Here is a 9,958-nt window from a genome sequence, read left to right as displayed (position 1 = left end):
TATAAATAATGAATAGATTATTTATAAAGTTTTGTAAGTTTTCTGTAACGGATGAGGCTCTCCTCATCCTTTTCACATTTTCCTTTCGTTTGTCGTACAATGCGATAACGAAGGGAGGGAGTGTCATGGGAGTAATAAATACGAAAGATTGGTTTATAGATGATCGATGGCGAGAAAAAATAAACGAGGACGTCCAGCGCCATTTATTTGCCCATGGGATGGCGCGACGCAATCAACATGATATGATGAAACAGCTTGAACGAAAAAACGTATGGGCATTTGTCGCCAACAAGTTTACCGAGCTAAAAAAAGCGTGGAATGGACCAGATGTGCCGATTTATATTTTTCCTGCAGATGCCACCAATCGTTCGCTTCAACATGAATTTGGCGGAAAGTCAGGCGTCGCTTTTCGAGATCAACTATTTTTATTTTTGCTTCCCCATGTTCCGAATGAACATATTTACGCCCTCCTTATTCACGAATACAATCACGTTTGCCGTTTACATGTGGATCCGAAAGATGAGCGCAACTATACGCTCCTTGACCGCATCGTCATGGAAGGATTAGCCGAACATGCGGTGTATGAGCGACTCGGAAGCGAATATGTTGCGAAATGGACGACATATTATACCGATGAACAACTAAAGCAGTTTACAAAAAAATGGATCACGCCAAACATGTCGCTTCGTCCAGACGATGCTCGTTACCGTGCGCTTTTATACGGTTCAGCCTTTTATCCGCGCATGCTTGGCTATGCGGTCGGATATAACATCGTGAAGCAAGCGTTGGAAAAAAAGACGATGATGGAATTATTGACAATGGAATCAGAACAAATTTTTTTTATGTAACGCATCGTTTCTCGACTTGTTCATGCATATAGTAGTGGACAAGGGGGATGAATGGATGCGTTTCTTTTTTTATTTGCTTGGGTTTGGGATGTCGGTCATCGGTGGAACGACGATCATTGCGTATTTAAACATTATGGCATCGCGTGCAGATTGGAAAGAATATTTGTTATTTATTAGTACAAAAGTAGAATGTTATTTTTTACCTATTGGCTTATTCGTGACGTGGCTAAGCATTTTTTTCCCATTTCACGATGATGGTTAAATTTAGGGTGAAATGGAATAAAATGAGTAACCTCTGACCATACTGTGAACAAATCGTTTGAAGTGAGGGGTTATGCATGTTATATCTTCACGATGTTTGGGTGAATTGGTTTGAAGGGGAAGAAAACGGATATAACGTTTGCCACTTTTATGAGTGGAGAAAAGATGATGCGATTGAACTGTTAGATCAAGTGCCAGTATTGAAAGTGAGCCCACAACTGTTTCACTACTTAGAAAATAGCTTGTCGGAAATTCCAAAACCGCTGCTTGAAGATGTGTATCAAAAAGCGTATGTGCGCAAAAATCATGAGCGCATCCAGCTTGATTATTGTTTCATCGCTACAGACGGCTATGGGATTATTGCGATTGATACGATTGGCTATCACATTCCGATTCGGAAAAGCCGACTCATTCCACGTCAAGAACAGCTCGTTTATGAGATGATGAAAGAGCAAGATGTGTGCATATATCCGTTTCAACAAAGTGAAAAAGAATATCATATTTTATCGCCCCATCCTGCGCTAATGAGCGGATTGACGCGCAAAGAGCGACAATTGAAGCAGCTGTTATTTATGGCGCTTGATCAATTGTACGGAACGAAAAATGTCGCTGAAGTGCGCTATTGGTATACGGAATGGGCGCCAGAAAAGTATGCATACATTCAACAAATGTCGTTTGAAGAAGCGTGGAACGGCTTGTACGAAGAAGCGAAATACGGATGGTCGGAGCGCCATGTGCATTTGTGCGAACGGCTCGTGAAAGGACAACCGTTTTTTGAAAAACTATGGGAAATGGAACAAGAACCGAAAGTGAATTAAAAAACTCAGCCCGACATGGAGCTGAGTTTTTTATCGTCTTTTTCTTCCTAAACCGATGGCATTTTCCATTTTCTTTAACATTTTGCTTGCGACACGGTTTGCTTTTTCAGCACCTTCGTCTAAAATGTCGTCTAGCTCGGAGCTTTCCATGAGCTCATAATATTTTTGTTGAATTGGCGTTAATGCGTCAATAATGACTTGAGCGACATCGGCTTTAAATTCCCCGTATCCTTTTCCAGCATAACGTTCTTCTAACTGTTCAATCGGTTCGTTCGCTAAAATGGAGTAAATCGTTAATAAGTTCGATACGCCCGGTTTATTTTCTTTATCATAACGAATGATGCCTTCGGAGTCCGTCACGGCACTTTTTACTTTTTTCTCGATCGTTTTTGCATCGTCAAGCAGTGTAATGTACGATTTTTGGTTCGGATCGGATTTGCTCATTTTTTTCGTCGGATCAGTAAGCGACATAATGCGTGCACCGATTTTTGGAATGCGTGCTTCTGGGATCGTGAAAATGTCCCCGTATCGTTTATTAAACCGCTCCGCTAAATCGCGCGTCAGCTCAATATGTTGCTTTTGGTCTTCACCGACGGGGACGATGTCTGTTGAATAAAGTAAAATGTCAGCTGCCATAAGCGGCGGATACGTCAACAATCCAGCGCTGACAGCTTCTTTTCCAGCGGACTTATCTTTAAATTGCGTCATCCGCTCTAACTCGCCGATGTAGGCGATACATTGTAAAATCCAGCCCGCTTGCGCATGTGCAGGCACTTCCGATTGAATGAACAACGTCGATTTGTTCGGATCGATGCCGACCGCTAAATAAAAGGCAGCTAAGCTGCGAATGTTGTTGCGAAGCGCCAGCCGATCTTGCGGGACGGTAATCGCATGTTGGTCGGCGATACAAAAGTAGCAGTTATAGTCGTGCTGCAGTTCAACAAATTGCTTCATCGCTCCAATATAGTTGCCGAGCGTAATGACACCGCTTGGTTGAATGCCAGAAAAAATCGTCTTCATGAAATCACTCCTTTTTTATTTTTCCAAATAAAAAAAGTCCTATCATCTTTAGGGACGATAGAACCGTGGTGCCACCCTAGTTATTGTCATTGCGACAATCACTTTGCCCATGCTTGACGCATGGCGCCTTTGTAACGTAAGGCAAACGTCCAAGCTTACTTTCGTTTCAGCTTGAATGCTCGAAAGCCCATTCCATACAACTAGCGGCTTGTTCGCACCGTCCACAAGCTCTCTGAACGCCTCGTCATATGTACTATTCTTTGTCATCGCATCGGTTTTTTAAAACATTATATGGTGTAGTTTTTTTATTGTCAATTCATGTATGAAAAAATGAGCGTGGCTAATGTGACGAACAGTCCGGCGAAAAAAAATGAAGCTCCCCATTGTTTTTTTTGTCCATCATCATTTTGATCATCGGCATAATACCGTTCAACTGGAGAACGAAACAATCGTTTAAAGCTAGAAATGGTTACATCGAAAAATCCTTTTTCATATATGAATCGAAATCCACCAATAATAACAAGTGGCTGTGCAAGCAAAAAAGAAGTATTAATAAATGTTAACCATTTGTTTGCAGAAAAAAGTGCAACCGTTAGCGCAACTAAAAATATGAAAACACTTGTTATGACTGCATTTTTCATTATTCACTCACCTTTCACGCTTAATCGCTGTAAAGTATTATACTAAAAAAAGTGTAAATTTTCTATTTACAAACGAATAAAAAACAAATAAAATAGTCAACAAGCTGATTTTATCAAAAATGTGAACAAACTTAACATTTCTCTAAAATGTTAGAAAATTTAAAAAAAGTTTTAAAAAAATCTTTTCAAGTATACTAATTCGTTATATAATGTCCTTGTGTTTCAAATCTTCTGATAAATCAGAAGATGGAAATAAATACAATAAAAAAGATGAGGGGGAAACTCGCATGAAGAAAAAGTTGTCTATCTTTTTCGTGCTTCTTCTCGTCGCTTCCATGGTGTTAGCAGCATGTGGCGGCAAAAAAGAAGAAGCGAAACCTTCCAATGAAGGAGAAAAGCCGGCTCAAGAAGCGCCAGCAAAAGAGCAAGTATTAAACTTGCTTGAGTCATCAGAAATTCCTTCTTTAGACTCTACGTTAGCAACTGACAGCGTATCATTCCGCGTCATGAACAACGTATTTGAAGGTCTATATCGTTTAGATCAAAACAACGAGCCAACGCCTGGAATGGCTGAAAGCTACGAAGTAAGTGAGGATGGAAAAGTATACACATTCAAACTTCGCGATGCGAAATGGTCAAATGGCGAGCCTGTGACGGCAAACGATTTCGTATATGCATGGAGAAAAGCGCTTGATCCAAACACAGGTGCTGAGTATGCATACATTATGTATGACATTAAAAACGCTGAAGAAGTAAACACAGGAAAAGCACCTGTTGACCAACTAGGCGTGAAAGCGGTTGACGAAAAAACGTTACAAGTGGAATTGAAAAATCCAATTCCTTATTTCTTAAGCTTACTAGCGTTCCCAACGTTCTATCCACAAAACGAAAAATTCGTTAAAGAACAAGGGGACAAATACGGTCTTGAAGCAAACACAACTATTTACAACGGTCCGTTCGTATTAAGCGAGTGGAAACATGAGCAAAGCTTCCAATTAAAGAAAAACGAGCAATATTGGGATGCACAAACAGTAAAGCTTGAAACAATTAACTTTAACATTGTTAAAGACGTTGCGACTGGTGTAAACTTATATGAAACAAACAAAGCAGACCGCGTTGGTTTAAGCGCAGAGTTTGTTGACAAGTATAGCAGCGACAAAAACTTCAAAACAAAATCAGAGCCTGTATTGTTCTTCATCCGCATGAATCAAAAGAACGAAGTGTTGAAAAACGTAAATGCCCGTAAAGCGATCGCGATGGGCTTCGATAAAGAAGCAATGGTTGCGACAATTTTAAATAACGGTTCAAAAGCAGCGAACTACTTCGTACCAGAAGGATTCGTTACTGGTCCAAACGGAAAAGACTTCCGTGAAGAAAATGGCGATTTAGTGAAATTTAACGCAGAAGAAGCGAAAAAATATTGGGAACAAGCGAAAAAAGAGCTTGGCAAAGACAAAGTGACACTTGAATTGTTAAACTATGACTCTGAAAGCGCGAAGAAAATTGGTGAATTCTTAAAAGAGCAACTTGAAACAAACTTACCAGGTTTAACAGTGAATATTAAACAACAACCATTTAAGCAAAAACTTGATCTTGAAAGCAAAATGCAATATGAGTTATCATTTGCTGGTTGGGGTCCAGACTACCAAGACCCAATGACATTCATCGATATGTTTGTGACAAACGGTGCTCACAACCAAACTGGTTGGTCAAATGCGGAGTACGACAAACTTGTACAAGATGCGAAAACAACGCTTCTTTCTGACTTACAAGCTCGTTGGGATGCGATGGTAAAAGCTGAGAAAATCTTGTTAGATGAAGCGGTTATCGCACCAATGTACCAACGTGGTGCCGCGTACTTAGAGCGTGAATACGTGAAAGGTATCGTTGATCATCCATTCGGTCCAGACAACAGCTACAAATGGGCTTATATCGAGTAATCGAAAAGAAAGGAGAGTATATGTGCGACAAGCATATACTCTCCTTTTGCCTGCTAGTCGAAAAAATTTCAAAAAGTTTTTAATTTTGTAAGGAGGTGTGCAATATGGCACGATATACGTTACAACGGCTTATTTATATGCTGATTACACTATTCATTATTGCGACAGCCACGTTCTTTCTAATGAAGCTTCTCCCAGGTTCCCCTCTGCAAAATCAAGAGAAGCTATCACCAGAACAACAACAAATCATTTTAGAAAAATACGGATTGAATGATCCAGTGCCAGTTCAATACATTCGCTATTTAGGTAATTTGGCAAAAGGTGATTTAGGGGTTTCTTTCCAATACGATAATCGCCCGGTCACACAACTTATTGGCGACCGCATTGGTCCATCTGCACAACTTGGTTTTCAAGCGCTTGTATTCGGAACAATTGTCGGTATTTTGCTTGGTGTGATCGCTGCTGTCCGTCACAATACAGCGATTGACTATGGAGCAACAGTATTAGCTGTTTTAGGTATTTCCATTCCGTCATTTGTATTTGGTGGATTGTTGCAATACTACATCGGTGTAAAATTAAAATTACTTCCTGTTGCGTTTTGGGAAGGATTTGAATATACGATTATGCCGACGCTAGCATTATCTGTATTCGTTATCGCGAGCATCGCGCGCTTTATGCGTACAGAAATGTTAGAAGTGCTCGGTTCGGACTATATTTTAACAGCGCGTGCAAAAGGAATTAGCGGCTTTGGCGTCATTTTTAAGCATGGATTGAGAAACGCAATGATTCCAATTATTACAATTCTTGGTCCGATGGCTGTAAACTTAATGACAGGAACGCTTGTTATTGAGCAAATTTTTGCGGTTCCTGGATTAGGAGAGCAGTTTGTCCGTTCCATTAACTTAAATGACTACCCGGTCATTATGGGTACGACGATTTTCTATAGTGCGTTATTTATTTTTGTTATTTTTATTGTGGACGTGCTTTACGGCTTAATTGATCCGCGAATTCGTTTAGCGGGAGGGAAAAAATAATGACAGAAAAGCAATTATCTCCTGAGTTGTTTGAGCTAGCGACAGAACGTCAAGGTGATATGGAAAAAATTAATCGTCCAAGCTTAACGTTTTTACAAGACGCTTGGCTTCGATTAAGAAAAAATAAAGGTGCTGTTTTCGGATTAATCATGATTATTGCCATTACGTTGATGGCTATTTTTGCACCGATCATGAGCGATCGTACGTACAAACAGCAAAATTTACAACATGCGAAATTACCACCGCGCATTCCGATGTTAGAAAATATTGATTGGCTTCCATTTAACGGAAAAGATATGAACGGCATTGATGTGTACGAGAAACGTGGGGTAAAAGAATATTATTGGTTCGGTACAGACGACCTCGGTCGCGACTTATGGACGCGTACATGGTATGGTGCCCGCATTTCGTTATATATCGGTGTATTAGCAGCAGCGATTGACTTATTAATTGGAATTATTTACGGTGGTGTCTCTGGTTTTTACGGCGGTCGCGTCGATAACGTCATGCAGCGTATTATTGAAGTGCTCGTCGGTATTCCCAACTTAATTGTTGTCATCTTATTTATTCTCGTATTTGAGCCGGGAATTATTTCGATTACGATGGCGATGGTCATTACCGGTTGGGTTACGATGGCACGTATTGTGCGCGGACAAATTTTAAAGCTAAAAAATATGGAATATGTTTTAGCAGCGCGTACGCTCGGCGCATCTGACTCTCGTATTATTGCTAAACACTTATTACCAAACGTCGTTGGTCCAATTATTATTACAACAATGTTTACGATTCCTTCTGCCATTTTTACAGAGGCGTTTTTAAGCTTTATCGGACTTGGTATTCGTCCGCCTGAAGCGTCGCTCGGTTCACTCGTTAATGATGGCTATAAATCGATCCAAACGTTCCCACATTTAATGATGATTCCAGCGTTTGTGATCAGCTTGCTCATTTTAAGCTTTAACTTATTAGCGGACGGATTGCGTGATGCGCTCGATCCGAAAATGCGTAAATAACGGATGAAAGGGGTGGAACAATGGAAAAGGTACTAGAAGTAAAAGATTTGCATATTTCGTTTGATGTGTACGGTGGGGAAGTACAAGCTGTACGCGGTGTATCGTTTGACTTGTACAAAGGAGAAACGCTTGCGATCGTTGGGGAGTCTGGTTCAGGAAAATCGGTGACGTCGAAAGCACTCATGCGTTTACTACCGATGCCACCGGCAAAAATTAAGCAAGGTCAAATTTTATTAGAAGGTCGCGATTTGATAAAACTTTCGGAAAAAGAAATGCAGCGTGTACGCGGTGCAGAAATTTCAATGATTTTCCAAGACCCGATGACTGCATTAAATCCAACGATGACAATCGGAAAACAAATTACAGAAGTATTGTTAAAACATCAACAAATGTCCAAAGCAGAAGCGAAAGCGCGCGCCATTGAGCTACTTGACCTTGTTGGCATTAAAGAGCCAGCGCTTCGTTTTAAACAATATCCGCATCAATTATCAGGCGGGATGCGTCAACGTGTCGTCATTGCGATCGCGCTTGCATGCAATCCGAAAGTGCTCATTGCCGATGAGCCAACGACAGCGCTGGACGTGACGATTCAAGCACAAATTTTAGAGCTCATTAAAGACATTCAGAAAAAAACAGGGACGTCGATTATTTTCATTACGCACGATTTAGGTGTTGTCGCAAATGTGGCGGATCGTGTGGCGGTCATGTATGCGGGGAAAATTGTAGAGAAAGGAACGGTCGATGAAATTTTCTACAATCCGAAACATCCGTATACATGGGGACTGCTTGCATCGATGCCGAGCTTAGAGCACGGGGATGAAGAATTGTACTCCATTCCAGGAACGCCACCAGACTTATTAAATCCGCCAAAAGGCGATGCGTTCGCGCCTCGTAATGCGTATGCGTTAAAAATTGATTACGAAATGGAGCCGCCAATGTTCCAAGTGTCTGATACGCACTATGCGGCAACGTGGTTGCTTCATCCGAATGCACCGAAAGTCGAACCTCCGAAAGTCGTTCGTGAACGGATGAAAAAATTCGTTACACTAACGAACAACAAAGGAGGGAATAAGTGATGAGCGAAAAACAAAAACTTGTCGAAGTGAAAAACTTAAAACAATATTTTAAAGTCGGGAAAGGTCAAGTCGTCAAAGCGGTTGACGATGTATCGTTCGATATTTATAAAGGTGAAACGCTCGGTCTCGTTGGTGAGTCAGGATGCGGAAAGTCAACGACAGGTCGTACAATTATTGGATTATATGAAGCGACAGGCGGCGAAGTGTTGTTTAACGGTTTAAGTGTGCATCGGAAAAAGTCAGCGAAAGAAGCGAAAGAATTAAAACGAAAAATGCAAATGATTTTCCAAGACCCATATGCGTCATTAAACCCACGTATGACCGTTGCGGATATTATTGCGGAAGGCATTGATATTCATGGATTAGCGTCGTCGAGAGAAGAGCGCATGAATCGCGTGTATGAATTGCTTGAGACGGTCGGATTAAATCGTGAGCACGCGAACCGTTATCCGCATGAGTTCTCTGGCGGACAGCGTCAACGGATCGGCATTGCACGCGCGCTTGCGGTTGAGCCAGAGTTTATTATCGCGGACGAGCCAATCTCGGCACTTGACGTATCAATTCAAGCGCAAGTTGTCAACTTAATGAAAAAGTTGCAACGGGAAAAAGGATTGACGTATTTATTTATTGCCCACGACTTGTCGATGGTCAAATACATTAGCGACCGAATTGGCGTCATGTATTTCGGAAAAATGGTTGAGCTTGCGGATGCGGAAGAATTGTATCGCAACCCGATTCATCCGTATACGAAGTCGCTTTTATCTGCGATTCCACATCCAGACCCAGAAACAGAACGGACGCGTAAACGCATCATTTACGATCCGTCACAGCACAACTATAAAGAAGGCGAAGATGTGCGCATGCGCGAAATTACGCCAGGTCATTTCGTTTACTGCTCAGAAGCAGAGTACGAAAAATATAAAGAGATGTATAGCTAATCTCTCGTTCGAGAGATTAGCTTTTTTCGTTTGATGTACTAAAGTATTATACAATATTTCGATTCGTTTGACTATTTTGTTTTTAAAAAAAGCCTCGAGATTATCTCGAAGCTTTTTTGCCGCCGACTGTTTTCCACCCTGTTTGAATATGTTCGCTCATTGATGTATGTAATCGTTTTTTATGCCCACCAAATATGTTTTCACCGATACCGTTTAAAATGACGCCCATGAGCGCCGTGATGCCGATCACTAAAACGGCGACGATCGTAAAGTCGATAAAAAATTGCGCCATACGTCTCCCCCCTTGTTTTCCCATGGGTATTGTCAAAAGTTTTAAATACATACCCTAAGTTTTTATTGATTTTATGCGGT

General features: G+C 41.1%; 11 protein-coding genes and 1 other annotated feature. Of the genes, 8 read left to right on the top strand and 3 right to left on the bottom strand.

What is annotated here, in order from left to right; translation table 11 throughout:
• The first annotated feature begins 125 nt into the window (after positions 1-125).
• From ACYQY7_RS13110 to ACYQY7_RS13100, 3 genes are all read left to right on the top strand, one after another.
• Positions 126-848: a DUF2268 domain-containing putative Zn-dependent protease gene (locus ACYQY7_RS13110; RefSeq protein WP_461202700.1), complete on the top strand. Its 723-nt coding sequence runs from the start codon at positions 126-128 to the stop codon at positions 846-848.
• Positions 849-903: 55 nt separating this feature from the next.
• Complete coding sequence (locus ACYQY7_RS13105; RefSeq protein WP_461202698.1) at positions 904-1,110, top strand: hypothetical protein; 207 nt, start codon at positions 904-906, stop codon at positions 1,108-1,110.
• A gap of 76 nt (positions 1,111-1,186) precedes the next feature.
• Entirely contained in the window at positions 1,187-1,927 is a 741-nt protein-coding gene (locus ACYQY7_RS13100) for a DUF3603 family protein (protein ID WP_461202697.1), read from the top strand.
• 30 nt (positions 1,928-1,957) lie between these two features.
• On the opposite strand, the gene trpS is transcribed toward ACYQY7_RS13100, so the two are convergent.
• Both trpS and ACYQY7_RS13090 read right to left on the bottom strand, forming a co-directional pair.
• On the bottom strand, positions 1,958-2,947 hold the full coding sequence (gene trpS / locus ACYQY7_RS13095) for a tryptophan--tRNA ligase (protein ID WP_461202695.1): 990 nt from the start codon (positions 2,945-2,947) through the stop codon (positions 1,958-1,960).
• A gap of 47 nt (positions 2,948-2,994) precedes the next feature.
• Positions 2,995-3,223: a binding site (T-box leader), on the bottom strand.
• 35 nt (positions 3,224-3,258) lie between these two features.
• Positions 3,259-3,588, bottom strand: coding sequence for a DUF3899 domain-containing protein (locus ACYQY7_RS13090; protein ID WP_461202693.1), 330 nt, complete (start codon positions 3,586-3,588; stop codon positions 3,259-3,261).
• Positions 3,589-3,875: 287 nt separating this feature from the next.
• Here ACYQY7_RS13090 and ACYQY7_RS13085 point away from each other — a divergent pair, with 287 nt between their 5' ends.
• The 5 genes from ACYQY7_RS13085 to ACYQY7_RS13065 all read left to right on the top strand — a co-directional run bounded on the left by ACYQY7_RS13085 (position 3,876) and on the right by ACYQY7_RS13065 (position 9,586).
• Positions 3,876-5,528: a peptide ABC transporter substrate-binding protein gene (locus tag ACYQY7_RS13085; RefSeq protein ID WP_461202691.1), complete on the top strand. Its 1,653-nt coding sequence runs from the start codon at positions 3,876-3,878 to the stop codon at positions 5,526-5,528.
• 104 nt (positions 5,529-5,632) lie between these two features.
• Complete coding sequence (gene opp3b / locus ACYQY7_RS13080) at positions 5,633-6,562, top strand: oligopeptide ABC transporter permease (RefSeq protein WP_461202690.1); 930 nt, start codon at positions 5,633-5,635, stop codon at positions 6,560-6,562.
• Positions 6,562-7,572: an oligopeptide ABC transporter permease gene (gene opp3C / locus ACYQY7_RS13075; protein WP_461202688.1), complete on the top strand. Its 1,011-nt coding sequence runs from the start codon at positions 6,562-6,564 to the stop codon at positions 7,570-7,572. Before opp3b ends, opp3C begins: the two co-directional genes overlap by 1 nt.
• Before the next feature lie 20 nt (positions 7,573-7,592).
• Positions 7,593-8,648: an ABC transporter ATP-binding protein gene (locus ACYQY7_RS13070; protein WP_461202686.1), complete on the top strand. Its 1,056-nt coding sequence runs from the start codon at positions 7,593-7,595 to the stop codon at positions 8,646-8,648.
• Positions 8,648-9,586 carry an ABC transporter ATP-binding protein gene (locus ACYQY7_RS13065; RefSeq protein ID WP_461202684.1) on the top strand — a complete coding sequence of 313 codons (939 nt, stop codon included), beginning with the start codon at positions 8,648-8,650 and terminating at the stop codon, positions 9,584-9,586. The genes ACYQY7_RS13070 and ACYQY7_RS13065 overlap by 1 nt, the downstream gene beginning before the upstream one ends.
• A gap of 100 nt (positions 9,587-9,686) precedes the next feature.
• Here the strand turns inward: ACYQY7_RS13065 and ACYQY7_RS13060 are convergent, their stop codons facing one another.
• Entirely contained in the window at positions 9,687-9,878 is a 192-nt protein-coding gene (locus ACYQY7_RS13060; protein ID WP_461202682.1) for a hypothetical protein, read from the bottom strand.
• Positions 9,879-9,958: the final 80 nt, after the last annotated feature.

It is taken from the genome of Anoxybacillus sp. TBDG-1 (assembly GCF_054815885.1).
The sequence above is the reverse complement of the archived record's forward strand: the minus strand, read 5'-3'. Positions and strand labels throughout refer to the sequence as shown.

Bases quoted from the DNA above. Each gene is read 5' to 3' on its own strand.
- ACYQY7_RS13070 (WP_461202686.1), top strand. From the start codon at position 7,593: ATGGAAAAGGTACTAGAAGTAAAAGATTTGCATATTTCGTTTGATGTG.
- ACYQY7_RS13105 (WP_461202698.1), top strand. From the start codon at position 904: ATGCGTTTCTTTTTTTATTTGCTTGGGTTTGGGATGTCGGTCATCGGT.
- ACYQY7_RS13090 (WP_461202693.1), bottom strand. From the start codon at position 3,588: ATGAAAAATGCAGTCATAACAAGTGTTTTCATATTTTTAGTTGCGCTA.
- ACYQY7_RS13060 (WP_461202682.1), bottom strand. From the start codon at position 9,878: ATGGCGCAATTTTTTATCGACTTTACGATCGTCGCCGTTTTAGTGATC.
- ACYQY7_RS13100 (WP_461202697.1), top strand. From the start codon at position 1,187: ATGTTATATCTTCACGATGTTTGGGTGAATTGGTTTGAAGGGGAAGAA.
- opp3C (WP_461202688.1), top strand. From the start codon at position 6,562: ATGACAGAAAAGCAATTATCTCCTGAGTTGTTTGAGCTAGCGACAGAA.
- trpS (WP_461202695.1), bottom strand. From the start codon at position 2,947: ATGAAGACGATTTTTTCTGGCATTCAACCAAGCGGTGTCATTACGCTC.
- opp3b (WP_461202690.1), top strand. From the start codon at position 5,633: ATGGCACGATATACGTTACAACGGCTTATTTATATGCTGATTACACTA.
- ACYQY7_RS13065 (WP_461202684.1), top strand. From the start codon at position 8,648: ATGAGCGAAAAACAAAAACTTGTCGAAGTGAAAAACTTAAAACAATAT.
- ACYQY7_RS13110 (WP_461202700.1), top strand. From the start codon at position 126: ATGGGAGTAATAAATACGAAAGATTGGTTTATAGATGATCGATGGCGA.
- ACYQY7_RS13085 (WP_461202691.1), top strand. From the start codon at position 3,876: ATGAAGAAAAAGTTGTCTATCTTTTTCGTGCTTCTTCTCGTCGCTTCC.